Annotated in this window: 24 protein-coding genes and 2 pseudogenes; 17 read left to right on the top strand and 9 right to left on the bottom strand. The window is 59.7% G+C overall.

Features of this window, described 5'->3' with window-relative positions; translation table 11 throughout:
- The first annotated feature begins 113 nt into the window (after window positions 1-113).
- The 3 genes from ACFWEM_RS15440 (at window position 114) to ACFWEM_RS15430 (ending at window position 2,721) form a co-directional block, all read left to right on the top strand.
- Window positions 114-497: a hotdog fold thioesterase gene (locus tag ACFWEM_RS15440; protein WP_378534789.1), complete on the top strand. Its 384-nt coding sequence runs from the start codon at window positions 114-116 to the stop codon at window positions 495-497.
- Complete coding sequence (locus ACFWEM_RS15435) at window positions 494-2,086, top strand: class I adenylate-forming enzyme family protein (protein WP_378534787.1); 1,593 nt, start codon at window positions 494-496, stop codon at window positions 2,084-2,086. Before ACFWEM_RS15440 ends, ACFWEM_RS15435 begins: the two co-directional genes overlap by 4 nt.
- 68 nt (window positions 2,087-2,154) lie before the next feature.
- The gene (locus tag ACFWEM_RS15430) at window positions 2,155-2,721 is read left to right on the top strand and encodes a MarR family winged helix-turn-helix transcriptional regulator (protein WP_378534785.1); all 567 of its coding nucleotides are present in this window, start codon (window positions 2,155-2,157) and stop codon (window positions 2,719-2,721) included.
- Window positions 2,722-2,787: 66 nt separating this feature from the next.
- Here the strand turns inward: ACFWEM_RS15430 and ACFWEM_RS15425 are convergent, their stop codons facing one another.
- From ACFWEM_RS15425 to ACFWEM_RS15410, 4 genes are all read right to left on the bottom strand, one after another.
- Window positions 2,788-4,146, bottom strand: a complete 1,359-nt coding sequence (locus tag ACFWEM_RS15425; RefSeq protein WP_378534783.1) for an MFS transporter — start codon at window positions 4,144-4,146, stop codon at window positions 2,788-2,790.
- A 132-nt stretch (window positions 4,147-4,278) separates the two neighbouring features.
- Entirely contained in the window at window positions 4,279-5,229 is a 951-nt protein-coding gene (locus ACFWEM_RS15420) for a 3-carboxyethylcatechol 2,3-dioxygenase (protein ID WP_378534780.1), read from the bottom strand.
- Window positions 5,230-5,241: 12 nt separating this feature from the next.
- Entirely contained in the window at window positions 5,242-6,105 is an 864-nt protein-coding gene (locus ACFWEM_RS15415; protein WP_378534778.1) for an alpha/beta fold hydrolase, read from the bottom strand.
- A 30-nt stretch (window positions 6,106-6,135) separates the two neighbouring features.
- Window positions 6,136-7,863: a bifunctional 3-(3-hydroxy-phenyl)propionate/3-hydroxycinnamic acid hydroxylase gene (locus ACFWEM_RS15410; RefSeq protein WP_378534776.1), complete on the bottom strand. Its 1,728-nt coding sequence runs from the start codon at window positions 7,861-7,863 to the stop codon at window positions 6,136-6,138.
- 317 nt (window positions 7,864-8,180) lie between these two features.
- On the opposite strand from ACFWEM_RS15410, the pseudogene ACFWEM_RS15405 reads away from it, so the two are divergent.
- Window positions 8,181-8,384, top strand: a pseudogene (locus tag ACFWEM_RS15405) (recombinase family protein); the annotation flags it as partial.
- Between the two features lie 477 nt (window positions 8,385-8,861).
- Here the strand turns inward: ACFWEM_RS15405 and ACFWEM_RS15400 are convergent.
- Window positions 8,862-9,461 carry a TetR/AcrR family transcriptional regulator gene (locus tag ACFWEM_RS15400; protein WP_378534774.1) on the bottom strand — a complete coding sequence of 200 codons (600 nt, stop codon included), beginning with the start codon at window positions 9,459-9,461 and terminating at the stop codon, window positions 8,862-8,864.
- Window positions 9,462-9,555: 94 nt separating this feature from the next.
- Between ACFWEM_RS15400 and ACFWEM_RS15395 the strand changes: the two genes are divergently transcribed.
- The 6 genes from ACFWEM_RS15395 to ACFWEM_RS15370 all read left to right on the top strand — a co-directional run bounded on the left by ACFWEM_RS15395 (window position 9,556) and on the right by ACFWEM_RS15370 (window position 15,682).
- Window positions 9,556-10,527, top strand: coding sequence for an NAD(P)-dependent alcohol dehydrogenase (locus tag ACFWEM_RS15395; protein WP_378534772.1), 972 nt, complete (start codon window positions 9,556-9,558; stop codon window positions 10,525-10,527).
- A gap of 300 nt (window positions 10,528-10,827) precedes the next feature.
- Window positions 10,828-11,262, top strand: coding sequence for a hypothetical protein (locus tag ACFWEM_RS15390; RefSeq protein ID WP_378534770.1), 435 nt, complete (start codon window positions 10,828-10,830; stop codon window positions 11,260-11,262).
- A gap of 65 nt (window positions 11,263-11,327) precedes the next feature.
- Window positions 11,328-11,639, top strand: coding sequence for an EthD family reductase (locus ACFWEM_RS15385; protein ID WP_378536144.1), 312 nt, complete (start codon window positions 11,328-11,330; stop codon window positions 11,637-11,639).
- A 56-nt stretch (window positions 11,640-11,695) separates the two neighbouring features.
- Window positions 11,696-12,619 carry an acetamidase/formamidase family protein gene (locus ACFWEM_RS15380; protein ID WP_378534768.1) on the top strand — a complete coding sequence of 308 codons (924 nt, stop codon included), beginning with the start codon at window positions 11,696-11,698 and terminating at the stop codon, window positions 12,617-12,619.
- 418 nt (window positions 12,620-13,037) lie between these two features.
- Window positions 13,038-14,666 (top strand): long-chain fatty acid--CoA ligase, encoded by a 1,629-nt coding sequence (locus tag ACFWEM_RS15375; RefSeq protein WP_378536142.1) that lies wholly within the window; start codon window positions 13,038-13,040, stop codon window positions 14,664-14,666.
- A 149-nt stretch (window positions 14,667-14,815) separates the two neighbouring features.
- Window positions 14,816-15,682 (top strand): fumarylacetoacetate hydrolase family protein, encoded by an 867-nt coding sequence (locus ACFWEM_RS15370; RefSeq protein ID WP_378534766.1) that lies wholly within the window; start codon window positions 14,816-14,818, stop codon window positions 15,680-15,682.
- 509 nt (window positions 15,683-16,191) lie between these two features.
- On the opposite strand, the gene ACFWEM_RS15365 is transcribed toward ACFWEM_RS15370, so the two are convergent.
- Window positions 16,192-17,142, bottom strand: a complete 951-nt coding sequence (locus ACFWEM_RS15365) for a hypothetical protein (RefSeq protein WP_003941115.1) — start codon at window positions 17,140-17,142, stop codon at window positions 16,192-16,194.
- Window positions 17,143-17,528: 386 nt separating this feature from the next.
- On the opposite strand from ACFWEM_RS15365, the gene ACFWEM_RS15360 reads away from it, so the two are divergent.
- The 3 genes from ACFWEM_RS15360 to ACFWEM_RS15350 all read left to right on the top strand — a co-directional run bounded on the left by ACFWEM_RS15360 (window position 17,529) and on the right by ACFWEM_RS15350 (window position 19,635).
- Entirely contained in the window at window positions 17,529-17,786 is a 258-nt protein-coding gene (locus tag ACFWEM_RS15360) for a hypothetical protein (protein ID WP_378534764.1), read from the top strand.
- Window positions 17,783-17,923: a hypothetical protein gene (locus tag ACFWEM_RS15355; RefSeq protein ID WP_378534762.1), complete on the top strand. Its 141-nt coding sequence runs from the start codon at window positions 17,783-17,785 to the stop codon at window positions 17,921-17,923. Before ACFWEM_RS15360 ends, ACFWEM_RS15355 begins: the two co-directional genes overlap by 4 nt.
- A gap of 890 nt (window positions 17,924-18,813) precedes the next feature.
- A complete protein-coding gene (locus ACFWEM_RS15350) occupies window positions 18,814-19,635 on the top strand; it encodes an HAD-IIB family hydrolase (protein WP_378534760.1) in 822 nt (273 codons plus the stop codon).
- On the opposite strand, the pseudogene ACFWEM_RS15345 reads toward ACFWEM_RS15350, so the two are convergent.
- A pseudogene (locus tag ACFWEM_RS15345) lies at window positions 19,635-19,841 on the bottom strand (lipid-transfer protein); the annotation flags it as partial. The gene ACFWEM_RS15350 and the pseudogene ACFWEM_RS15345 overlap by 1 nt on opposite strands.
- A gap of 308 nt (window positions 19,842-20,149) precedes the next feature.
- Between ACFWEM_RS15345 and ACFWEM_RS15340 the strand changes: the two are divergent.
- On the top strand, window positions 20,150-21,376 hold the full coding sequence (locus tag ACFWEM_RS15340; protein WP_378534758.1) for an MFS transporter: 1,227 nt from the start codon (window positions 20,150-20,152) through the stop codon (window positions 21,374-21,376).
- 115 nt (window positions 21,377-21,491) lie between these two features.
- Complete coding sequence (locus ACFWEM_RS15335; RefSeq protein ID WP_378534756.1) at window positions 21,492-21,977, top strand: DUF6301 family protein; 486 nt, start codon at window positions 21,492-21,494, stop codon at window positions 21,975-21,977.
- A gap of 376 nt (window positions 21,978-22,353) precedes the next feature.
- Here ACFWEM_RS15335 and ACFWEM_RS15330 read toward each other — a convergent pair whose 3' ends face one another.
- Complete coding sequence (locus ACFWEM_RS15330) at window positions 22,354-23,484, bottom strand: lipase family protein (RefSeq protein ID WP_378534754.1); 1,131 nt, start codon at window positions 23,482-23,484, stop codon at window positions 22,354-22,356.
- A 573-nt stretch (window positions 23,485-24,057) separates the two neighbouring features.
- A complete protein-coding gene (locus tag ACFWEM_RS15325; protein ID WP_378534752.1) occupies window positions 24,058-24,246 on the bottom strand; it encodes a hypothetical protein in 189 nt (62 codons plus the stop codon).
- Window positions 24,247-24,384: 138 nt separating this feature from the next.
- On the opposite strand from ACFWEM_RS15325, the gene ACFWEM_RS15320 reads away from it, so the two are divergent.
- Both ACFWEM_RS15320 and proC read left to right on the top strand, forming a co-directional pair.
- Complete coding sequence (locus tag ACFWEM_RS15320; RefSeq protein ID WP_134932037.1) at window positions 24,385-24,861, top strand: DUF5956 family protein; 477 nt, start codon at window positions 24,385-24,387, stop codon at window positions 24,859-24,861.
- 328 nt (window positions 24,862-25,189) lie between these two features.
- Entirely contained in the window at window positions 25,190-25,993 is an 804-nt protein-coding gene (gene proC, locus ACFWEM_RS15315; RefSeq protein ID WP_209448324.1) for a pyrroline-5-carboxylate reductase, read from the top strand.
- Window positions 25,994-26,508: the final 515 nt, after the last annotated feature.

Raw genomic sequence — 26,508 nt, 5'->3', positions numbered from 1 at the left:
CGTCGGACTTACTTTTCGAACCATGTCTAATCGACCAACGGGTTGACTGTCAATGCACTGACAGTCATGCTGGAAGAATGGACGACGAGCGGGCTACCGCGACGATGAAGCCTATGATCGATCCCCGTGACGCGTGCGCACTCGCTCACGGAATCGAGGCGATAGAGATCGCCGAAGGACACGCGAGACTGACGATGACGGTACGAGCGGACATGCTCAATCCACACGGAATCTGCCACGGTGGAATCACCTTCCTGCTGGCCGACACCGCGGTCGCCTACGCCTCGGGTTTCGACGTCATCACGACCACGGCGTCGGTCGTGTATCCGAATGCGGCACCCTTCGCCGATGTCCTGACTGCCGAGTGCCGCGTCGTGCATCAGGCGAGGAAGACAGGCGTCTACGACGTGACGATCTCCGATTCGAACGGCACTGCGGTATGCCTCGTTCGCGGTCAGACCTTGCGTATCGGGTCCACAGCAAGAGGAGTCAGGTGACCATCCGGACGGCGCCCCCAACCATTCCCGAACATTTCACCGCCGCTGTGGCTCGTGTTCCCGAGCGTGTGGCCCTCCAGTATTTCGACGGACACCTGACCTATCGCAACCTCGAGGACCTGGTCTCGGGGCTGGCATCCCACTTGATCGACAGTGGACTCACCTCCGGGGACCGCATAGCGGTGAAACTACAGAGCTCGCCGCACTTCGTCATCACCGTGCTCGCAGCCTGGCGCATAGGGTGCATCGTTGTTCCGATCAATCCTATGTATCGCCGCGAGGAGGTAGCCGGAATACTGGTCGACTGCACGGCGCGCGCGGTGGTCTGCTCTCGGGAGGCTTACGTCGATGCGATGAAAGGGTTGGCATCAGAACGTTCCGGGCTCGTCGTGCTGACCACTGATGAGCGGGACTTCCAGACTCACAACGACATTCGAGTTTTCGGTGAGCCGAAAGCATACTCAGCGGCCGATGTCGCCGGCGCGGACGATCTGATCGAGGTGGCATCGTCAGGAAAGGTCTCGCCTAGGTTCGCGTCCTCCTTCGTCGACGTCGCATTGATCTGCTACACGTCCGGGACCAGTGGACCACCGAAGGGTGCGATCCTCACTCACGGCAATCTGGCCGTCGACATCGAATCGACGGCACAAGCGCTGGATCTAGGAGATGCTGCATGCATCTTCGCGATGGCACCGCTGTTCCATGTGACCGGGCTGGTCGTCGAATTCGCCCAGTCGATCGCGCTGGCGGGAACACTCGTGCTGCCGTATCGATTTGCACCCGCCGTTGCGATCGAACTGTTCCTCGCGCATCGACCGAAGTTCACCGTCGGCCCGCCGACGGCGTACATGGCACTGATGGCGCACACCGACACTGCTGAGGCCTTCGCCTCGTTCGAAGTGCTCTTGTCAGGGGGCGCACCACTACCGCCAGCTGTGGTGGACGAGTTCGAGCGCCGCTTCGGGCTTTACATCGTCAACGGATATGGCCTGACCGAGACCTCGGCTGCGTGTGTCTTGATGCCGATCGGGACCCGCGCTCCTGTCGACGAGTCGACGACTGCATTGGCGAACGGGCTTCCATTGAGCGGCGTCGAATTGCGGATCACCGACCCCGACGGTGTGGATGTCCCAGACAGAGAGAAGGGTGAGATCGTCGTACGTGGTGCGGTGGTCTCGCCGGGATACTGGGAGCGGCCCGAGGAGACGGCTGCGGCGTTCCGCGACGGATGGTTTCGGACCGGCGACGTCGGCGTGTTCGGTGACGACGGGTTGCTTTACGTCGTCGATCGGATGAAGGACATGATCATTGCGTCGGGCTTCAAGGTGTGGCCCGGGGAGGTCGAGCAGGTCCTCTACTCGCATGTGGCGGTCCGCGAGGCGGCCGTTGTTGGCGTAGCCGACCACTACCGCGGCGAGTCGGTCAAAGCGTTCGTTGCCGTCGATCCGGCTGCCGGGGCGACATCGAGTGACCTGATTGCGTGGTGTCGGAACAATCTTGCTGCGTTCAAGGTGCCCCGTGAGATCGAGATTCTCAGTGATCTTCCCAAGACCGCGAGTGGCAAGATTCTCCGACGTGCTCTGAAATGACCGTCAGGCCCCTCGCTAGTCTGGGCAGCGGTGAGATTTCATCCACGACGACACGGAGGTCGGATCCCATGGCTACACGGTCGACGGACCCGTCTCGGTCGACGCCACAGCCTTCGGCGATTTCGGGCAGTGACTTCGGGGCCACCGCAGCAGAATTGACGCGCCGCCGAATGGCCGGTCTCGACGAGAGCGCAGTCGAATTGGGTTTTGCGCTGGTCCGCACGTCGGCAGCCCATCTGCAGGAACTCGAGCGTGAGGTGCACCGGCCAAAAGGGTCGAGCTTCAGTGGGTTTCGCATCATGTACATGATCTGGCTGTTCGAGGAGATCGAGGCCAGAGACCTCGCGCGGCTCGCGGGTGTGAGCAGGCAGACAACGTCGACGGTGCTGGCGAATCTCGAGTCGGCCGGCTTGATCATTCGCGATCGAACCTCGGAGACGGACCGAAGGTTGGTGGCAATCAGGCTGACCGCCGAAGGCACGAAGTCGATCGAGGAATCGTTCGCGGCGCAGAACAAACTCGAAGCGTATTGGTTCGATTGTTTGAATGCCGACGAAAAGTCGCAGTTCAAAGGCTTTTTGGACCGAATATCCATCCGCATCGCTGAGTCGTCCAAGAAGTCACTCGACGAGTAGCGACAGTCGAAGCTGCCGGCCACCCCCCATCGAGGGGCCGTCAGCTTCGACTGTCGCGAGCGCTGTTCACACCGACGCCGACTCCACCCGGGATGTCACCGCGTCAACGCGACTCTTCTTCTGCCGGTAAGTGAGATCGAGAAGTACAACGGCTACGCCGGCGACGATCATGACACCGCCGAAACCGACGTAGAGGTCTTTCGGAGACATTCCCATGTTCAGCAAATATCCCGTAAGAATCGGCGCGACGATCGACACCGTTCGACCGCAACCGATCATCCAACCCACACCTGTGCCTCGAACAGCGGTGGGGTAGATCGGAGGACTGATCGCATAGAACGCAGTGACGCCTCCTGCTGCGAAGATTCCCACGCACAGAGACAGAGTCAGAGCAACAGCTGCTACCTGAAAACCGGTGGCGTAGGCACCAAATGCGATCGCGCCGCCGAACATCAGCAGCACGGTGACCATGCGAGGCCGCATCACCATGGCCAGGCCTGCGAAGATCAGCGAGCCGACGACACCACCGACACTGATGAGGATGCCTGCGGTGACACCGAGGTTCGCGTCACCACTTGAATCGCTGAGAAGCTTCGGAGTCCAGGTGTTCGCGAAGTAGAAGGCTGCAATGAGGCACGAGTATCCGAGCCACAGTGCTGAGGTGCGCCACAGCATGACCCCTTCGAACAGCCCTGTTCGCACCGCATTTCGTACCACCTCGAGGCGCACCGGTAATTCGGTCGACGTTGCGTACCCGAGCTTCTTCGCGATCGTGTTGTATTTCCCCAGTGCATCTTTCGGGCGTTTTTCGATGAGGAATTCGATCGACTCGGGCAATGCCCGGATCACGATACCCAACAGGACTGCGGTGAGAATCGTGCCGAAGACGAACGCCGATCGCCACCCGAACTGGGCAATGAGTACGCCCGACACGACGCCGCCCAGTGCGCCGCCGAGCGGGTAGCCCACGGCGTAGATTCCCAGCGCCGAACCTCGACGCTTGTCCGAACTGTACTCGGAGACGAGCACGTTGAGGTTGGCGACGAGGCCGCCGATACCAATACCCGCAAAGGTTCGAAAGGCGATCATCTGCGGTACGTTCATCGCGGCGGCGGACAGGCCCATGCCGATCACGATTCCGGCCAGGCACCAGATCGCGAGATTCCGACGTCCGATGCGGTCGGCCAAGGGCGAGATGAAGATTGCCCCAAGCGCTGTACCGATGATTCCGGCGCTCAGCAGCCATCCGATCTCGACCGAGGACAGACCCCAGTCCTTTCCGAGATGTGGTGCCACGAAGGCCATGATGAGGATCTCGAATCCGTCCACCATGCTCAGAACCAAGCAGATAGCGATGGTCCGAATCTGGTACCGACGCATCGGCGCAGTTCGAATCGCTTCTCGAACGTCCATGAATACGGTCATTTCTGTAGTCGGAATGTGTTGTGCTCCAGCAGAACCACGAAGCGCAGAATCGATACGGCCGGACGACCTGATAAAAAGAGTGACAGCGACCACACATATTGTCAAAGTACTGACAGTCACCATGCTGTCAAGTTAGGTACGTTCCTGATCGAGGACAGCTGTGGTGATTCCAAACCCGGCGATGTACTCCTTGATGGGGCGGTAGAACTCGTAGGTCACGCGGTAGCCACCACAGGCCGCCAGCGCCGAATACGCGGCGACCCAGTTGCGGACCTCGTGAGCCGAATGTCCGGCAACGGCGTCCATCTCGTCGGCGGTGTACTCGTCGAAGTCGTCAACGCGACCCGAGCGGCAGACATCGAGAAACGCGCGGTCCCACTCAGGATTGAGATCCATGATGTCAGCTTCGCCTGCGGCGAACGCGCGAGCTGTGTCGATGACGCGAGCCTGCCGGGCGGCGCGCGCCTGCAGGGTGGGGTTACGCCCGTCTGTGAGCATCTTGCGCTGCGCCTCGGTAGCTGTTGCGATCTGCGGCACAGGAGGGTCATGCGAGAGACCGCCGGATCCGATGAACAGGATCTTCTTATCTGACGACGAAAAGTATTCGCCCACAGCATGTCCGAAGGCACGAACGCGGGACATCTTCACGAAGGGCCGCGCCACCGAGTTGACGAAAATCGGGACGACCGGGACGTGCGCGACATCGCCGAAAATGATCTCCATGGGTTGTACGGCGCCGTGGTCCACCTCCATCTGTCGCGAGATGGCCACGTCGATCTCACGATCGATGACGTGTTGGGCCAACGATTCGGCGACCTCTATTGGGACGTTCAGCTCGCCCGCGAAGGAATCGTAGTCGCCGGTGCCGTGCGCTGTGTACCCGATACAAAAGGGTGGCATCAGGTCGTAGAAGAAGCCGTTGTAGTGGTCCGGTCCGAAATTGATGACGAGATCGGGGGCAAAGTCCTCGACAAAGCAGCGGGCATGTCCGAATGCTGCCTCCACCGATGACTTGACGTCGCCTGGCGGGTCGACGTGATGTAGGAGTGGGCTGTGGGACATGCAGAGCAGTGCGTGCGGCATGGTCTTCGCCTCTCAGTGTCCGACGCCGTGGGACGCGAGGTATCGCGTGATCACGGTGTTGAAGTCCTCGGCGCGTTCGACCTGGGACCAGTGACCGCACTGGCTGAAGATGTGCGCGTCTGCATGCGGGATGAGATTGAGCAGCTCCCACGTGCGTGAGACCGGTATGACGACATCCTGTACACCGTGGATCAGCAGCACTGGGATCTCCAATCGCGCAAGGACGTCGAAGTCGAGCGGTAGCTCTTGGCGGTCGCGATCGCGTGCTGCGACGACGTCGGCCAGGCGGTCGGATGCGGTGTCGTTGAGTGCAGACTGGTATCGAAGGGCAACGAGTTCATCGGTGACGAGGGACTTGTCAACGACGAAGAGTTCGAGGGTCTTACGAATGCCCTCTTCCGTGAGGGTTGGATTGGAGTGTCCGGCAAGTGCTCCCGTGAGTTTGGCGCCACCGGTACCCATCGATACGATGCCCAGCAAACGCTCGGGAAAATCGATCGCGAATTGGAACGCAAGCCAGCCGCCGAGCGAGTTTCCGACGATCCATGTCTTCTCAATCCCGAGTGCATCGAGAACTCGAACTGCGTGTCTGACCCATTCCCTGATGCCGTACTTGGTGCCCTCGGCGACGATGCTTTGTCCGTAACCGATGGAATCGATTGCGATGCAGCGACCATGTTCACTGATGGCAGGCAGGTTGAGCCACCAGTTCGCTGCGGCGGTGACCCCAGTCCCGGATCCGTGCAAAAAGAGAATGGGTGTGCCCTCGCCGAGCTCATGGTAATGGGTGATCTCCCCTGGGGCGGTCTCGATCCATCGGTCGTGTAGGCCGAAGAACGGATCGGTGATGAATTCAGGAATCGTTATGGCGGTCATGGTGCGTTCCTTCGAAGGGGTGGGCAGTGATCATGCTGTTGCAGAGGATGTTTCAATCTGATCCTTTGCCGGTGCGGGCTCGATGAACGACATCGATGCCAAAATCGCGTCGAGCGTTGCTGGGGCGTTCTGTGTCAGACAGGCTCCCGCTACGAAGCGGTCTGGCCGCAGGAATATCAACGGAGTTGGCCGGTCGTCGAACCATTTCTTGAGTCGGCCTGTGTGGTCTCCCAACACCAGGACATCCGAATCCATGTGCTGGTGTGCCCATGCCCGTTGCGTCTCGGGTACCACTGCAACGAGCTGCGCTCCCAACGCCTCGAGTCTGCGGAGTGCGCTGCGCGGGAGAACGTCTTTCGGGCTGTTTCCCCATACGATGACAGACCACCAGTTCCCGATCGCGTCGTCGAGCAGAATGTTCGAAGTTGCTGCGGCATTCACTCTCGGCTGCGGGAACTGGACTCCGACTGGGGATACAGTCGTGTTGGCAGTGCGCACCGGGATGAGACGACTGGTGATCGTGGCGTCGGCACGACCGGATGTGCAATCGGACGGATCGGCCAGCACGCCTTGGGTGTAGCGCGGCATCGGTTTGAAGCGCATTTCCGAGAAATAGCTTTTGATCTGCGGAAATCGGTTGAGAGCCGATGAAGCTGCATCACGGGCCAGGGCGGCAACGGGATTAGTGATCTTGATGACCTTCCCGAAGGTCAATGAGAGATCGACCATCGCTTTCGCATGGTCCTTGCGTTCGGTTGTGTATGTGTCGAGCAGGTCGACGCTAGCGTGCCCAGACAGTACCGTCGCGAGCTTCCAGCCTAGATTCGTCGCATCGCGGATGCCGGAATTCCAACCCTGTCCCATCCACACTGGCATGAGATGAGCGGCGTCACCCGCGATCAGCTGTCTGCCGCGTCGGAAGTTCGACGCCACTCTGCCGTGGTGGGTGAAGACTCGACGCCGAATGAAGTCCAGCTCTGCTGGGTTCGGAACATGCTCTGACAGAAGTTCATTGACGTATGCGGGATCGGTGACCTGCTCCTCGGTTTCGTCGTCGTGCAGCATGAACTCCCATCGACGAACCGCGTGAGGCAGACCGATCGAGACGTACGGACGCTTTGGGTCGGCGCCGAGGAAAACGTTAGGCGTACCGAGTGGGTCGTTGTTGACATCGACAACGAGCCAACGAGTTGAGGGAGATTCACCTTCGAAAGTCACTCCCAGACGCTTGCGTGTTGGCGACTTTCCACCCTCGCAGCCGACAAGGAAACGGCCTCGAATGCGCCGGTGCTCGACCTCGCCGTCGGCCGAGGTGACGAGCGCAATGGCCGTCACTCCGCCGAGATCCTCCTCGACCTCTTCCACGCGGTGACCAAACAACACCTCAACATTGCCGAAACGCGAAAGACCCTCGTAGAGCACTCGGTCGACCTCGGGCTGGATGAAGGAATGCTTTCGTTCCCAACCGAACTCTTCAGTCTGAGGATTGTTGACGAGCATGACCTTGCCTGCGCCGTTGACCAACCTCATGATGTGCTGCGGACTGGTGTGGGGACGTACTGCGTCCACGAGGCCGACAGTCTGGATCGTTCGGAAGGATTCGTCGTCGAGCCCTACGCCTCGGGGGTAATCGATCAGTGAATCCATCGCTTCGAGGACTGTGACTCGTTTTCCATACATCCCGAGAACATTGGCGAGCATCAATCCTGCCGGTCCGGCTCCAACGATCACTACCTCGGTGTCCTGAATTTGCTCCATGTCTGGAAGTCGCACCTTTCCCACGGGTGTGCATATAATGATCACACTCTCTCAATATGTGCACGATATTTGACTATTAGAGCGGGTTCCGTACGGAAAAGTCAACGGTGAGTCGGGCAGAACCCTGGAATTAAGCACAATTTGGCGCCGTAACTTCGAACATGGATGCGACCCGCGATCTACATCGCGATCCCGGCCTGCGGACGTTGTAGATCGCATCCTGATCAGAGATCCATTCTCTGAATCGACCGTTTTTGAGGCGCCCGCCACTCCCCCGACCCCCGCCGGAAAACGCGCGGGGGCTCTCGCCGTTCCGCATAGTCGTATGGCGACTCGATTGACTCGGTCGGTCACTGACGCACCTGATCAAACCTGTCGAAGATCTCCAGTCTCGTGGGGTGTCGTTCAAATCCTTGACAGAAACGATCGACACTTAGTCTCCCGGCGGGGTGCTCATCTTCCAGATATTTTGCGCCCTAGCAAAATTCGAACGCACCCTCATCCAGGAACGCACAGTCGCCATGCGGAGACTGCGCGACGAGAGCACTGCCCGCTGGGACCAAGTCGGCTGGTAGAGCCGTAAAACCACGACCCGATGCCTTGCACGGAGGCTACTGACGTTCAATCTCGCCATCGGTCTCGGCTTCGAGAACCGCTACCACGTCTGGCTCTTCACCAGAAGGATCGGTGAGGACGCAAAAATCTGGGGTGATTAGGGCATTGTGATTGCCCGGCGTAGCTCGGAAGTTCCGAGCACAATCACTTGCTGCGCCTCCCCAGTCGAATGCGCCAGTTCCGGGAGGCACTCGGGCAGTTGGTCAATGCTGCTTCCGCGTGCCGTAGTCTTCGGCAGCCACAGCAGGACCCCGGAAGCGAGCCGAGATGACAGATATCCAGCGATGACGTCTAGAGCTAACTCCAGAAACACCAAAAGTCGCTGGGCTAGCCGGTTCGATTCGATTGCCAGGCAAGGCTTTCGTGCGACAAACCCGACTTGTCTAGTTGGGATCGAACGACGTCAGCATGAGTTCGACCGTTCTACTTGAATTGGATGGAGCGTCACTATCTGACATGGCAACCACACCCGCATTCGCCATCAGAACCAAGATCACATCGTGGTACTCGAAGTCCTGGCGCAGTGTCCCATTCGCTTTCGCCCTCGAAATAAGTTCTGCGAAACCATATTCCACGTGCGCGCGAACATCGAGCGATAGGTCGCCCACAAGAGCTGAGATCAAAACCGACGCAAGAGCTCTATCGGACGCCTGCTTCTCACAGACGTCTCTGATCAGAATGTCAATTGCATGCCGCGGGTCCGGATCCGACAACGCCTCATCGATCGCCGAAGAGCAGGCGGCAATATGGTCGGAAAAGACCGCAAGTAGCAGGTCCTCTTTCGTTGGAAATCTCCTGAAGAGAGTCGACAGTCCCACCCCCGCACGACGGGCAACTTCTGCCATCGATGCATCCACACCGAGTTCACAGAATACTGCGCGCGCAACGTGCACAGCCCGATCTCGATTGTGCTGTGCGTCAGCACGTAGGGGACGTGACCCACCTCCCGTACCGCGGCTCACCTGTATGGCGTCTTGGGGCATGACCTCAGCCTAGCTCCAAGCGGGAACGCTTTACCACTTAACTGCTATCGTCCATAAGTGGTAAGGCCGTTTCACTTAATGTTGGGAGTCGAGAATGAAAGTACAGACAGTCATGAAGGCTGTGCAGTTCGAAAGGTACGGCTCCCCGGACGTACTGACGGTCAGGAATATTCCCATCCCTGCGCCCCAGCAAGATGAGCTCCTGATACGCGTACGAGCTACGAGCGTCAATCCGCACGATGTCGCGGTTCGATCAGGACGACTGCGGGCCGTATCCGCTCGACGCTTCCCGAAAGGCATCGGGCTCGATTTCGCCGGCGAGGTTGCCGGCTCAGGCGACCTCGTTACAGGGTTCCACGTCGGCGATCGGGTCTGGGGGACGCTTCCCGGAATCGCCCAGACAGGCAGTGGTGCCGCCGCCGAGTTTGTCACCGTCAATGCCGGCCGTATCGCGCACTCACCTGCAAATCTGAATCACACGCAGGCGGTGTCGTTAATTGCAGGCGGAACCACAACGATAACCGCCCTTCGCGACAAAGCCGGACTTACACGTGGTGATCGAGTACTGATTCGCGGCGCAACCGGTGGAGTCGGAAGCTACGCAGTCCAGTTCGCGCATGAAGCCGGAGCGCATGTGACAGCGCTATCCAGTTCGAAAACCACCGCCCTCGCAAAAGAACTCGGCGCCGATGTGAGCCTGGACTACGCGGTAACGAAGCCTCTCGACCTACCGAAATACGACGTAGTCTTCGACACTGTCGGATCGGATCTCCGGTCCTACCGGAGGTTGCTAGCACCCGGTGGACGAATGGTGTCGATCGCGTTCGGCCACTGGCGGTCACTCGCATACGTATTCGCAACTTCCGCGCTGGGTTCGCGACGCATACAAACCTTCAGCGGATCACCAACTACCGAGTTGCTTACCGACCTCACGGTCCAGGCCGAGAACAGCACACTCAAGCCCGTCATCGATGAGATCTACGCACTGGAAGACATCGCCGCAGCCCATTGGGCACTTCAAGCAGGGCGCGGGCGAGGAGGTAAGCGCGTTCTGCAGATCGACTGACTCGAGTCGCTGCAGCATCAATAAGTGGTAACCCCCTTCCAAATATCACAACGGCGCGCTATCGTCGATAAGTGGAAGCTACCTACCACTTCATGAGTTGAGTGGCGCGGCTTTCAGTTCAGTCCTGCCGCAACAGAACTCATGACCCCACAACGCAACGAACGACAACCAAATCTTACCCACGGAGTCACAATGACTACACAAAATGCACCGCTGACATCGACAGACCAGTCAGGCGATGGCCAACACACCACACCCCACTTCGATCCCCCCTTGCCCGCACCGACCGAGGACATGCGGATGGCAAGCCTCGACCATTTCAAAGCGGTCGGACCCGATAGCTTCCAACCACTTCCCGGATATGCGTTGGAGGTTCGCGACCTAGGAATCACCGAACTCAGTGGCGGCGCAATCGGAGCAAAGATCTTCCGAGCGCGAACCGCGGGCGAAGGCGAAGAAATGGCCCATGCCATTCCTTGGCATATGCACGACTGGGGATTTCAGATGGGATACGTGATCAAAGGCTGGGCGGAGTATGAGTTCGAAGGAATAGGAAAAATTCGCTTCGAAGAAGGCATGTCCATCTGGCAACTGCCAAAAAACCGACACCGCGAGTTTGCTGCGTCCGCTGATTTCGAGGCAATCGAAGTCACATGGCCGGCCCACACCACGACCACTGCCTTCATCTACGACGAGGAAACAGCAGAGTATCGGGAAATGAAGTTCGACGATTAGTACGACCCAAACGTCAAGCAGCAGCGCAATAACTTTGAGGAGGTCAACGGACGGTGTACACGCTCATGGTCCTCTACGGACCGCAGGAAGACATACATAAGTTCAGGGAATACTACGAACAGACGCATCTCCCGATAGCACAGACGTTGCCGGGAATCCGAAGTACCAGACTGACTTTCGACGTCAACACAATTGAAGGAAAGTCACCCTATGTGGCGATTTTCGAAGCCGACTTCGACTCCACTGACGCCCTATTCGCCGCTCTGGATTCCCCGGAAGGACAGCGCGCACAAGCGGACCTTCCCAACTATGTGACAGGCCCCGTACTCATGCTGCACTTTCCTTCAAGGCCTGCATTTCCGACTGACGAAGCGTAACGGTCACCGTTCCAATTCGGACATCGACCTGTCAACTCGCAAGAGAGGTTACAACATTGATTCACAGTGCGAAGAACGCCACACACAGGTTGTGGAGTCCCAGCCACGCACCCTCCGTGTACGCGAACAGCGGTGACGTAATCGAGTTCGAAACAACTGAAGCATCTGGCGGCCAGTTCACTCCCTCCGCAACAGCCGAGGCAGTCGTATCCCTCGACTGGGATCAGATATATCCTCTTGCCGGACCGATATATGTCACCGATGCCGCTCCCGGCGATACCCTCGAGGTCGAATTCCTGGACATGGACTCCGCCGATTGGGGATGGACTGCTGTCATACCCGAATTGGGCCTGTTACCCGACGATTTCCCCGACGCACACCTGCACACGTGGGATCTCACAGAAGGAGAATTTGCAGACTACCTGGGAATCGCCCGAATCCCGATTCGTCCCTTCTGTGGTCTGGTCGGCGTCTGCCCGGACATAGCGGAGCCTATCCCGGTACTGCCCCCGGGCAAGTTCGGCGGCAACGTCGATTGTCGCGATCTCACCACTGGCAGCAAGATCTTCCTCCCAGTGGAGGTACCCGGCGCGCTACTGAGCCTTGGTGATTCGCATGCCGCTCAAGGTGATGGTGAGGTTTGTGTCAGCGCGATCGAAGCTTCGATGACGGGCGCCGTTCGCGTGACACTCCACAAAGAGCTACGCATACCTGGCCCACAGTTCCTGACGAACGGACCGCTGCGGCCAATGATGGAGGACCAAGGCTACTTCGCAACGATGGGTATCGGGCCAGATCTGATGGTCTCCGCACGCGACGCAACGCGCGCAATGATCGACCACATGGGCAAACAATATGGATTGGAACCCATTGATGCCTATGTCCTTTGCAGCACGGTCGTCGACCTCAAAATCACCGAGGTTGTCGACACTCCCAATTGGATAGTAAGTGCATATCTTCCACTTTCAGTGATGTGCTGATGTTAAACACCAATTGAAACTGCTGGCCGAAGTACAAGTGGACCGAGGTCTCGGCATGTACAGCTCCGGCCTCAAGGAAGCTCTAGCTGCCGATCACGCCGAGCCGCCGAACGCGCTAGACATCACGCCCCATCGAAGGAGAGGCTCTGGGGCAGCCACCGTACTTATCAATTTCTGGAACCAATTAAGCACGCAGACACGATTTTTGACGACAATACAAGCACGCAAATACCATTCGCCAACGATTCAATACCCGAGTTCCGGCCGACTCGTCAACTCGATGCAAGCCTTTGGTGTAAAGCTCGACACCAGCCCCACCGAAATTCGACCTCATGTCGTCGTTTGCCCTCGCAGCTCCGCGAAACGACCCCACCACCCCGATCAACTGAACCACCGGACACTCAATTTCAGGAGCCACATGCTCAGCACGATGCAAGATGTCCCGCTGTCGATCGCACAAATATTGCGACACGGAAGCTCCATACACAGTGATGCGAGTGTGACCACGTGGACCGACACCGGTCCTCGTCACAGAACGTACGCCGAAGTGGGACAACGCTGTGGATCGTTGGCCAATGCACTGCGCACGCTCGGCATCACTACGGACGAACGCGTGGCAACCTTTATGTGGAATAACTCCGAACACCTGGAGTGTTACTTCGCCATTCCAGCTATGGGCGCTGTCTTACATACCCTCAACATCAGGTTGTTTCCCGATCAACTTGTCAAGATCGTAAACCACGCCGAAGACAGCGTAATTATCGTCGACCCGACCTTGATCCCGCTCCTCGAACCGCACCTTCCCAGATTTACCACCGTCAAACACCTAATCGTCACCGGTTCACCCACAGTCGCAGTCGAGGCGCCTGCCGGAATGAAGGTCCACGGGTATGAGGTACTGATTGCAAATGAGCCTCCCAGCTTTCCATGGCCTGCCGTCGACGAGCGCAGTGCAGCAGCGATGTGCTACACCTCAGGAACTACGGGAGACCCGAAAGGTGTTGTCTATTCACATCGTTCAATCTATCTGCATTCGATGCAACTTTGCATGAGTGATGGACCGAATCTCCAACAGGGCGACCGTTCCCTAGCAATAGTTCCCCAGTTCCACGCTATGGCGTGGGGACTTCCTTATGCGTCTTTCATGATCGGAGCCTCCCTGATCATGCCCGATCGCTTTCTCCAGCCGGAACGGCTAGCAGAGATGATCTCATCACAGAAACCAACATTCGCTGCAGCAGTCCCCACGATCTGGCAAGCCCTGCATATACATCTCGAGCGCAATCCGCAAGACATCTCTTCCTTGAAGGAGGTTCTGATCGGGGGGTCGGCAGTCTCTCCGACGCTCATGCGAGCCTTCGAAAAGGACCATCAAGTGACTGTGTTGCACGCATGGGGAATGACGGAGACATCTCCGTTGGGATCGGTCGCACGTCCACCGGCCGGTGTCACAGGTGATCCAATGTGGAAGTACCGATACACGCAAGGACGCTTCGCCTCGTCGGTTCAAGCCAGACTCGTCTCCGAGGATGGGACGGTACTTGAAAACGACGGCACCAAAATCGGCGAACTCGAGGTTCGGGGCCCGTGGATCACCGGGTCCTACTACAACGTCGACACACCGGAGAATTTCAACGACGGGTGGCTTCGGACCGGGGACGTCGGTTCGATCACTGCCGACGGCTACCTGCACTTGTCTGATCGCACCAAAGACATCATCAAATCAGGTGGCGAATGGATCTCATCTGTAGAAATCGAGAACGCCGTTATGGGGCACCCAGCAGTACTGGAAGCTGCCGTCATCGGTGTACCGGATCGAAAATGGGACGAACGTCCGTTGGTCGCAGTGGTTCTTCGAATCGACGGCAGCATCTCCGTCTCTCCCAGCGAACTCAAGGAGTACTTGACAGGCACCGTAGCACGATGGCAGCTCCCGGAGAATTGGGTGGTGATGGACGAAATACCGAAAACCAGCGTCGGCAAATTCGACAAGAAACGCCTACGCGCCGCCTACGGGGACGGTGAACTCTCCGTAATTCATGCCTAAAAGTGCTGCCCAGCAGATTGTTTGAACTCCAGCAGATTGTTTGAACTATTGCCGCGTCACCACTCGAACCCGTCATTGAACAAAGAGGCTCAAGCGCAACGTCACCGCCGATGGTGGCTAGGCCGGATTGCAACTTTCAGGAGGAGCACATGAAGATCGCCAGCATAGGCGGCCGTTTGTCACTGATCACAGGGGTGAGCACCGCCATCGATGTCAACAAAGCCAGTGACGGTGTGTTCTGTACCGACCCTCAGTCAATCTACGCGAGGTGGGACGAATTCACCGCATGGGCAGCTACCGCAGACCGCGCCGAACAGATTGAGTTCACCACGGCAGACCTAGGTGCACCAGTGCCTGCGCCACAACAAATCTTCGCCATCGGACTGAACTACAGTGAGCACGCAGACGAATCCGGGCTAACGGTCCCGGAAGCCCCCACCGTCTTCACCAAGTTTCCATCGTCGTTGAGTGGTCCGATCACGACAGTCACGTTGCCCCCCGGCGGCAACACGGACTGGGAGGTCGAACTAGTGGTGGTAATCGGTCGTACCGCCTCACAGATTGCAGAATCGGAGGCCTGGTCGCACGTAGCGGGACTGACTGTCGGACAGGATTTGTCCGAACGCAATGCTCAGTTCTTCGGTCCGATACCTCAGTTCAGCCTCGGCAAGTCCTTTCCTGGGTTCTCCCCCACCGGACCGTGGGTGGTCACCCTCGACGAGATCAGCAACCCTTCAGATCTTGAGCTGGGATGCACGATCAACGGGAAACAAATGCAGCTCGGCCGCACCCGGGACTTGGTCTTCTCAGTACCGTCGCTAATTTCCACGTTGTCCACCACCGTAACTTTGCTGCCCGGAGATCTGATTTTCACAGGGACCCCTGCTGGCGTGGGAGTCATGCGTGACCCAAAGGTGTTCCTCAAACACGGTGACACGCTGGTGAGCTGGGTGGAAGGAATAGGAGAGATCACTCAGACACTGATCGACGCTACCTCTTCATCGAACCCCTCCTAGCCCTGTCGGCGTGACGGCTCGATCCACACCAAGCTCGTCGACGCCCGCCCGCGTCGATCAGTTGGTTGATGAGACCGACAACCGTGGCGGCCGGGTCACTTTCACAGTCAACAACCCCGCAATCTGAACGATCACCATCCACATCGTCCCGGAGTGATGATGCGGGTAGATCACCACACAAAGGGCCGGTGAGCGCATTGCTCACCGGCCCTTTTCGCACGCTTTCTTCCCGCTCGGCGCCGGCGGTTTGGATCCGGTCGTGGCGATGGCTCTGACTCCGTCCCATTTCGACTCGAAGGCTCTTAACTGCACTAAGCGCTATCAGCCTTGATCGCAATCGAAGCGTTCCGTTGCTTCGTGCGCAATGATGCGCTCGAGCATCGACCTAGGCGCGGGTCACGGCTAGAGCACGTCTCCGAGTTCGCGAGGCACTTGAGCCAGGTGCGCACCGCCGAGAGACGGTGCCCCACTGTGGGTCGGATACCTACGCCGTCGCTGCGTCAGGCCTCTCACGGGGGAGTCAGAGTATACGGAAGGCAGGGTATGCCGAGTTCTCTGCTGATATGGGCCTGGTGGCCGTTGACAACGGTCTCCTCATGGCCGCTGACGGCGAGGTCTTGTGGGCTGTTGACGCCGTGCACAGTGCGGAAGGTGTCGACCGTGAGCTGTGGGATTCGGTCGAGGCGTCGGTCGACGAAACCGGCGGATGAACTGAACGGGCCGTACAGCCATTCCACGTGGGGGGCTCCCGGTCCTTCTGTTACCCGCCAGCCGAGTGCCCGCAGCCGAAGGTCCAGGCCACCGGAACCGGGAACGGTGTCCGCCGTGATCATGCTCGCCTCCAATCTCCCGTTGTCCTGTTGGAATTGGATCGAGCCGAGGTCTTTCACCGCAGGGGCATCGAGGGTCACGATGTCGTAGCCGGGCATAATGCGCACCACCCATTCCAGTCGCTCGGCGAAATCCGTCCAGTCGGTGCATCGGTCGGGTGCGCCACGCTTCGTCGGTTGTTCGGCAGTCAACAGGTTGCGCAGGGCCCACGGCCCGGTGTCGTATCCGGTTTCGTCACCGGCGGTGTAGCGGATGCGCTGGAATTCCATCCCGAGCCCGTCGCGCATGATGGCGACGACCGAAGCCGATATCTCCCGAAGTTCGCTGGGTTCGGAATGGGTCGGGCTCCACCGGCTGGTTTCCAAGCGTTGCTCGTTGGAGGTCTGAAACCAAACCGGCTGGGTTTGTAGCACGCTCAGCAACTGCTGCGCGGCATCCGGATCCGACGGGATCGTGAGCGTGGCCTCGACTGCACCGCCGTTCTCGTAGACCGTGATGTCACGGCCGGTACCACTGTCACGCAAGCGGACGAATTGCGATATCTGGATCGGTTCGGCGTCATCGTCGAAGTCGACGTCCACCAGATCCGGAATCGCGGCCTGCAGCTTCTCCCAGCCCTCGGCAGTCATGCTTGTCCTCCCAATAGTCTCTCTCGCCGTAGAACATATCTGCCGCTACGACAACCACAACGCCACCAGCGGGTCGCGATGACCGGTAGTCCCGAATCTCACGCGAACCAGGGCCGCCAAGGAGCAACACAGCGAGATCTGGCGCAAACCTGCCCGCAGGAAACGCATAAACCCCGACCACGTCCTCACACGATCCCAATGGCGTCGACGTCACCAGAACCGAGCCCGACTGTGCCACTACCGAACTCGCGAACAGGCCAGATAAACGCGACTGCAGTATTTGGACGTTTAGCGGTGGCACCGGGCTGCGCGCGGTACAACTAACCAATGAGGAGCTACGCCAATCGCCATCGCATACTGATCGTGTTCACCGTGATGGTGTCATAGTGGGCTCGCTGTGGTGGACGAAAACGATCGCCTTCACCCGATCACTAGCCATTGCCTTCAGTTCCGAACCGCACGGATCCGTTCCGCGCGGCGATCTCGCAGACATCACTCCCACAATCGTCGCCAGCTTCCCGTTCTCCGAAGAGACGGTCAGCCTCGTCGCGGACAGAATCGTCAACACCTACGGCGGCAACACATCCGACTACGAATCAACCCTGACCATCACCGACACAATTGATTTCGCCGGAAAGTCGTGACAGCACGCGGACGAACACCGCTGGCCACCCAACGGATGGCGAACTATGGCGCACAAGCACTGAGCGAGCTGATCAACGAAGCCACCTTCACGCGGACCGGCCAAGCAAAAGTTTCCTTCCTGGTGCTCACCGACTAAACGCCGCCGCTGTTAGCCGAGTGCGCAGCTCACCGACACCCACCACAAACCGGGGACGTGTCATCACCCCAGTTCAACGCCACAAAACGAGCACTCAGGCACGCGCAGGTCGGATACCCGCTCATAGTGAAGGTGAATCCCGCCGCTCCCCAATCGCCAGCACCCCCATCAACCCCACAACCACGACAAATTCCGTCCACGGGAGCCACGACGGCACAAGCCGATCAGTGAACACCACCAAGGCGCAGGTAATCAGCGCGAGCACAGATACAACGCCCAAAACACCACGAAGCACCCACCGGGCCACACGCGAGGAGAACATGCCGCTACCCCTGATCAACTGGCATCGACCACTTGTGCTCAGTCGGCGGTTGTCGCCGCCTCGAATATAGCGCCGCACCCATCAACACCCACCCGACGACCGCGAACACCGACGCCACACCATCGAACACCACCATCACCACCCTCTGGTCGAAGGACGGCGCATAAGTACACGAAGAGACGACAACCGGCAGCCACACCCTCGACGCACTCTCCAACGCCACAGCCGAATCGGCTGCACACAGCTCATACGAACACCGCCCCACCCCCAAGAACGCGAAAGCACCGAACGCCCCACCACCAACACCAACCCCACACCAAACAACACCCACCGACACCACCGCGCCCATCCCCCGAATGCCATCACCCGCGCACCATAAGCCGAGCAGCCACGCGATACGGCTCTGGACTCGCCGGCGAAATTCAGGTGTCGCTATTCAGCACGATTTGTGTGCGCCCACCGTCTCTGTTTGGGCGACGAATACCGATTCGAGTATGTTGCACCCGAGCCGACCCACACACGGTCTACCGATGAATTTTGTCGAGTTGACACTATCGAAGGATGACCCTTGGTTTTCGAATCCGGCCACCCGATGATGATTGCCCTCGACATTGACGGCACCCTGCACGTCGCCGAGGACACGAATCCACTCGCGCACGAAACGATCAGCATCGCAGTGAGATCGGCTGTGCGGGCCGCTGTTCGATCCGGAGCCCACGTCGTGCTGTGCACCGGCAGACTCGCCCCCGCGACGCGACCGTTCCTACTCGAGCTCGACATCATGACGGGGTTCGCGATCTGTTCCAACGGGGCCGTGCTGATCGATGCCGCAACCGGGAAAATCGCGGAGCAAGTGGTCTTCGATTTACGCACTCCCATCGCGGCACTACGCGAACAACTACCCGGCGCGATCTTCGTAGCCGAGAACCCGGGCATCGGGGTCAGAGCAACCGGCCCTGTCGACGACGCGGATATGCACCACGGCGAGGTCGAGCTGGTCGATATCGACGAACTTGCGACCACGCCGACCACCCGACTAGCGATCCACTGGCCTGGACGCAGTGGACAGGAGCTGACCGAAATCTTGTCTACTCTCGACCTCCCCGGCATTCGAAGCCTGTGCTACGAAGACGAACCACTGGCCGACTTGACCGCAGCCGGAGTAAGCAAGGCTGCGATGCTGGAAAAGCTGCGCATCGAGCTGGGCGTCGCCGCAACACGGACCCTAGCCGTCGGTGACGGCATCAACGATCTGGAAATGCTGGACTGGGCAGCTCACGGCGTGGCCATGGGTCACGCACCCGCTTCCGTGCTTGCCGCAGCCGACCAGATCTGCCCACCAGGCACCGAGGACGGTCTTGCCACCGCATTGTCGACATGGTTCCGATAGAACATCTGGGCTGTGCGCGGCGCGTCGTGGACGCCTTGGATCTCGGTCATCAGATCGTCGAAACGGAACATCGGCGCTGGGCGGTCGTCCCAGACCCGCTTGAGTGCGCCGGGTTTCATCTGCTCGAAGCCGACAGCCAATGCGCATTCGACGGTGCCGCTGGCGACGGCTTGGCGTGCGAGGAAAAGGGCCGAAGATCCTGTGGCGCCCTGACATCCAGCGGTGGAACATGCCTTGGACGTAATGGGTGAAGCACTCATTCTCGTACCCGTCGCGTTCTTCAGTGCGGGGTATCACGAAAATGTGTGTGGGAGAGCCTGTTTCGATCATGGTGATGCCTTCCCTCGAATCGGTAGAGTCGCCCCCCCTGTCGCCATGTCGAGCACTTCTGTCAACTTCGCAATGCCAAACAACCGTCCCGGGCTCAGCACCATATCGGGCGTGCTCGACTACAGTTCCCTTCATGGGACGGACCTGCGGAGTCGGACATGTGGCGGCATCGTGAGTAGAAGCGATGAGTGAGGTTTCTCCGGCCGTCAATCGTTCATCATTTCGCCGCTTCCTCACGGCCGCGGTGATCAGTTCGGCCGGCTCGTCGGTGACAGCGGTGGCGATGCCCATTTTGGTAGTGCAGCTTCTAGACGCGACGCCCTTCGAAGTCGGTATGGTGAACGCGGCTCAGTTGATTCCTTATGCGGTGCTCGGGTTGTTCGCGGGGGTTTACGTCGATCGGTGGCGGCGCAAGCCAATCCTAGTGTGGGCCAGCGTCGGTCGAGCGGTAGCACTCGGCACTGTTCCGCTTCTGTGGCTCGCCGGCCTTCTGCACATCTGGGTCCTGGTCATCGCGTTGCTGTTGTTCGGCTCCTTCTCGGTGTTCGGCTTCGCTGCGATGCAGTCCTTGTTACCCCGGCTGGTTCCACGCAGCCAACTGGTGAAAGCAAACGCTCGACTCGACCAAGCCGACGCAGCAGCAACGACATTGGGGCCAACGGTCGGGGGCGCACTCGTAGGCCTGCTCGGCGCTCCCGTGGTGATTGCCGTCGACGCAATCAGCTATCTCGCTGATGCCGCACTCAATTACGGTCTCGACGTAGACGAGCCGCGACCCGCTTCTCGCTCCCGCAACCTGATGAACGAAGTGCGTGAGGGTCTGAGATTCACCTACCGCCACCGCACTCTCAACCCGCTCGCAATATCGACACACGTGTGGTTCCTCGCCAACGGAGCCGCGTTGACTGTGCTGTCTCTCTTCGCCCTCCGCTCACTCGGGTTCAGCGCCTACACATACGGCCTGCTTCTGACGACGTTCGGTGTCGCAAGCCTCCTCGGAGCGTCCAGTGCACATGCGATCGGCACGCGAATCGGACCAGGACGAACGGTCATCCTCGCCCGCTCGCTGTATCCCCTCACCTGGCTTCTCGTTACCTTCGCGACCGACACACTTGTTGGCCATCTCCTTCTCTTCGCAGCTCTTGGCCTGCAGGGCTTGGCAGCAGGCGCGGAGAACGCGAACGAGATGGGCTATTGGCAAGCGCTCACTCCGGATGAGCTTCTCGGGCGCGTGAATGCCGCCCGGCGTTCCGTCAACCGCACCATGGCCGCCCTCGGTGCCGTGACAGCAGGCCTGTTGGTCGGCGCGATCGGCGAACGCCCCACCCTGATCGGCGTCACCATCGTGTTCGCCATCGCAGCAGGCACACTGGCGTCCTCGCCGCTGCGACACTCGGCGCGGGATCTCTGACCTCGGCGTTCAGCGCAGGTTTACCTCCGCGGCGGCCGAGTTCTCTGACAGCGTGTAATTCCTAGGAGCGTCCGTTCCAGGTGCAGGTCATGTTGACACTCGCAAGCATCCACGCATGCACGTCGACATCGAGGGCGCCACCCGGATCACCCGCCTCGCCGCAGAATTCGACTGGACCTGGGCCGTCGACGACCTGGAACCATTCTGCGCACAGGCTGGATGGGACCTCGTCGAACTCAGGCATGCTGGCGGCTCGATTCGGACGAACTTTCATGTCAGCCGGCCGACGGCGAACATGTTCGGGCGGCAACACAGAATGGATTCGATCTCGATCTTAGTCACGGACGTGGCAGATGATGCTACGCCCATGACCGTGGTGCGTCCGTTGCTGGTCGAAGGATTCACGAACCTCGATGTGGCACTAACTGCACTCCTGGGGACAGCCACGAGCGCCGAACCTGAGGCAACTATCCGGTGGGATCTGCCGAACGCGGTCATCACACTGAACCGGGGTGTCAGTGCGATCCACCTGCATCTGAAGAGTCCGGGATATCAGGCATGGGCGGATGAGCCCGAACCGGAGTACGAGGACGAGGATTAGCGATCGAGGTCATCTCCTGACCAGGTTCAGTCGAATTTTGTTGCCAGGAAGAATATTTCAGTAGAATGGTCAAAGTCGGTTCGCCTGGTCGCATCGCACTGTGGCCCCAAGCGATCCGTAACGTCGAAGTCGATCGCCTGGACGCTGTACGTGTCTAGATCCGCGGCCCCCAGGACATGCGATGTTGAGGTCTATGGTTATTGACGCGCCTCGCTCCCGATGTTCGGTGACGGTTCAACCTGCGGCGGGGGCAAGAGCCTCGACGCCATAGCTGCAACGCTCGGCTTCGGCAGATCCTCGGTCAGCCGCGCACTCCTGACGGTGCTGAGAAGATGAAAAGTGGGTCGGACAGGCTCTCACGAAACGCATGATTCACCTACGGCTGGAAGAGATTCCGGGCGAAGGCGAGGCTTTCGGGGAGCGCTGCCCGCATCGTCTCGATATGACCGTTCGGATATGTGCGGAATGTAACTGGCTGGCGGTTGGCGGCGAGTTCGGCCGCGAGTTTCAAAGCCAGCGGTGCCGGCACCATCTCGTCCGTCAGCCCTTGTCCGAGGAACACTGGCCGGTCGTACCCGGTCGTCGGGATCTCCAGCATGCCGCGAGCAGCGGCCAGCACCGCGGGATCGTCGAGGGGCCGGTTCACCAGATCGCCGATCGCTGTGTCGCCGAGGTCCGATGCCATGTCCTGGTAGCAGTTGGTTTCGGCTCTGGCCAGGGCATCCGTGCCGCGTGGTGTCAGGTAGCGATCGATGTCGAGATCGGGTCGCGCCGCCCGGAGTCCGGCCAAGAGGTACGAGACGAACACGGTGCTGCCGGTCAGTGGCAAGCGGGGAAAGTCCGGCCCCACGAGTGGTGCAAGGTTCTCCAGGTTGGACGGCGCCCCGGTCGCGACCGCGCCCCGGTAGTCCAGTTCGGGTGCGTACCGTGTGGCGATCGCTGCCGTGACCATCGCGGCCTGACCGCCCTGAGACTGTCCGAGTGCCACCCACCGCGGTGAGAGCGACGGTTCGACCGCACGCGCGGCGCGCACCATGTCGATCACGCTGTGCGCCGCCGAGGGTCCGTCCAGGTATGCGTGGATTCCCGGCGTGCCGAGCCCCACGTAGTCGGTCGCGACGATCGCGTAGCCCTGCGAGAGCCAGTTCGTGAGGTATGGACTGCCGACGGTCCCGGTCACGGTGGGAGCGCACTGGTCGGAAATACCTACAGTGCCGTGAGCCCACGAGATGACCGGCCAGCCGCCTTCGGGTGGGTCGCCGGGGGGCAGGAAGAGCGCGCCTGTACTCAACGCGGGCCGGCCCAGCGGTCCCGTAGACCAATAGGTGAGTTTTGATGCGTTGGCGGCGCCGGGGATCCAGAAGGAGTGCGGCAGGGAAGTTGCCGCGGTCACTGTGCCCGGCGTCGTGATTGGCGACGGTTCCTGCGCGTGGACGGGCGCGGTCGAAACGGCCGCGGAGGCGAGCGCGATCACCATTAATGCTTGGCCGAGCCGTCGTCGGATCATTGCACCGCTCCCCGGGTTCATCCGCGTGTACGCCGACTACCATTCTGCGCGATCCGGAGGTGTCGGTATGCCGGTTCGACTATCTTCGGGTGCCGCTCCTGCAGTCGAGGGGCCAGCGGACTGTGCGCGACGAAGAACTTCAAGCCGAGGTCAGCCGTGTGCATACCGAGAATTATTCGGTCTACGGTGCACACAAGGTGTGGCTGGAAATGCGTAGTGAGGGCATTGATGTGGCACGGTGGACGATTGATGGGTGTCTTCGGGCTCGAATGCGCACGAAGAGGCATGACCAAGCGCACCGCCATCGCCGATCCACAAGGACATCGCGCGGACGATCTGGTGCAGTGAGGTTCAACCCTGTGACGCCAAAAATGTTGTGGGTGAGCGCTTCAAGTGTTCGGCGACTCGGCCTGAGAGGAGTGAGTATTCATAATCGAGCCGCGTCCAACCCGTCGGACGCGGAACATAGACACCACCGATCACGCTCTCCTGCACCGAAAATTGTTCACGCGTGAGATCAATCTCCGACCCATCTGGTAACCGGTTCCGCCAGTGAAAGTCCACTCGTTCACCTCAAACGTGCACCTCGCCGCGAACCAGGTCACCACCGAAATAGTCGTGCACCACCACCGCAGTAGTCGCACATTGCCCGCGCGCGGGATTCTCCTCCGACCAATCCCCGATGTCTTCTGGAGCGCACGTATCGGGTCCCCATGAAGCGTTCAGTGCTTCGGTTACGCGGACCAAGGAGACGGAATCCATCGACGAAAACTACCATGCAACGTGAACGGCATTTCCTTAGGGAATTCAACTCTGGCAGAGAACAATTGCATCCGTTGCACCTTGCTGCGTCTGCTCCCTTAATGCCGAAATCACAGCTCGCGCACGATAATGGACGACATGGCGCAGTACTGGAGCGAGTATCCATTGTCCGAGGTCGACGGTCAGGTGCCCAGTGCCCTGCCTGTGGGTCGCTACGTCAGCGTCATTTCGAATGGACACGGAGCGCTGACCGCGTGGGTTGCGGGGCCAAGCAGGTGCTACAGGACACCGCATCCGGCATCCGCGCACCCGCCCGTACGGGTTACTCGCGGTGACCCGAGCAGGGAACCCGAGGAAGTCTGGTTCGAGCCATACACCGAAGAAGACCTGCGGATGGTCAACGACGACGTCAACTCCTACCTCGCGGAGGCCGGAGTCCGGTTGCAACCCCGGGGGTACAAATGGCACGTGCTGGTGCCTGAAAGCGTTCGCGATGGCGAAGAACTGGAATACGCGCTGCGTGAGAAGAACCAATACATCGAACCGGCCGAAGTCCTAAGAGCAATAGAGCGATTGTACGAATCACTGGTCAGCCAGATACCGCCGACTTCCTGACCAGTCTCGCCGGTCTACCAAATCTGTTGCACGATCATCCACAGCCACTCACAGGACAGCTTGGTGAGCGCCTCGCTCCTCTGAATTCCGACACATGCTTCTCACCAATCGAATTCATCGAAACGTCTGATCCGGCACCCGACATCGAACATCGACTACCCCAACGTAGTTCAATGCCAACAAGAGCCTCAGCGCGCACAAGCCATGAAATCGATTCCACACCAATCGAATAGCTTGTTCTGTTGAGAATCCAGGACATTCAAAGCCGTTACACAAAGCCGGCACAACCCCCCCAACTCACCGTCGGCAAAACGCTAAGCTCGGCGCCATGGTGATCTCGGTACTGGGTGCAGGAATGATCGGCGAAGCCCTCATGTCGGGCCTGCTGCACGGTGGGCACAAGCCCGAAGATCTCCTGTTCACCACGCGTCGGGCCGACCGCGCGCAACAGCTGACCACCAAGTACGGCGTGAAAGTTGTCGAGACTTGGGAGGCCGTCGAGCAGGCGGACGTGCTGGTCGTAGCTGTGAAACCGCAGGACATCGACGTGACGCTCGAAGAGCTGAGCATCGGAATGACAGCCCACAAGCTGCTGGTGACCGTGTGCGCCGGTCTGCCGACGGCACTGTTCGAACGTCGCCTCGGCGACGTTCCGGTCGTGCGGGCCATGCCGAACACCCCAATGGTGGTGGGCGAGGCGATGAGTGTTCTCGCCGCCGGCCGGTACGCCACCGCCGAACATGTGGCCACCGTCAAGGCCATGTTCGAGCATGTCGGGGAGGTCATCGAACTGGCCGAGCCTCAGTTGGACGCCGTCACAGCGCTGTCCGGGTCGGGGCCTGCGTACTTCTTCTACCTCGTCGAAGCGATGGTCGACGCCGGTATCCGACTCGGTCTGCCGCGAGCGATCGCCGAAAAGCTGATCATTCAGTCGGCCGTAGGATCGGCAAAGATGCTCGACGAGTCAGACGACAATCCGAGGAGTCTGCGCGAGGCGGTCACTTCGCCCGGAGGGACGACGATCAGCGCGATCCGTGAACTGGATAGTCGCGGCGTTCACACCGCCGTGCTCGCGGCGATCGAAGCCGCTCACGACAGAGCCGCAGAGCTAGGCAAACAGCACGACAACTGAACGTCCCCCACCGCCAAGTTGGCGCGGTGACCGCGAGTTCGCCCAGGCCGAAGCCACCCATCTGGGACAGGGTGAGTGCGCTAGCGGCATCTGGTCCACAAGTACGGCAGTTCATTGAACCGACAGTTCCTGCGCGGTGGCGCATAGCTCGCAATAGCGTGGGACTCCGGGGAAACAACAGCCTCTGCATGGGCGTCACTGCCTCAATAGTGCTGTTGCACAGACTCAATGACGACCTGGCGGGTTGCTGGGGGCATGTGCAGTATTCGAAAGGTGCTGTATTCCGGCCGACGATGGACACTCAATCATGCGCCCACGCAGTGAGGACCGAACGTCAGTCGACAAAGCCAACAGGGTGCTCATGTGGCTACTGTGGGGATGGGGCGTGGGCAATGTTGCTGTGTGGTGGATCCACCTCGCCCGACGCAGCAGTCGTGAAGTCCAGGTGTCGCTGGTAGCCCAGGCCCCTTCGGTGAACGCACCTGGGTTGATATGGGAGGCTTCCTCGCCTACTG

The organism is Rhodococcus sp. NPDC060176 (assembly GCF_042728675.1).
Lineage (GTDB): Bacteria > Actinomycetota > Actinomycetes > Mycobacteriales > Mycobacteriaceae > Rhodococcus_F.
The sequence above is the reverse complement of the archived record's forward strand: the minus strand, read 5'-3'. Positions and strand labels throughout refer to the sequence as shown.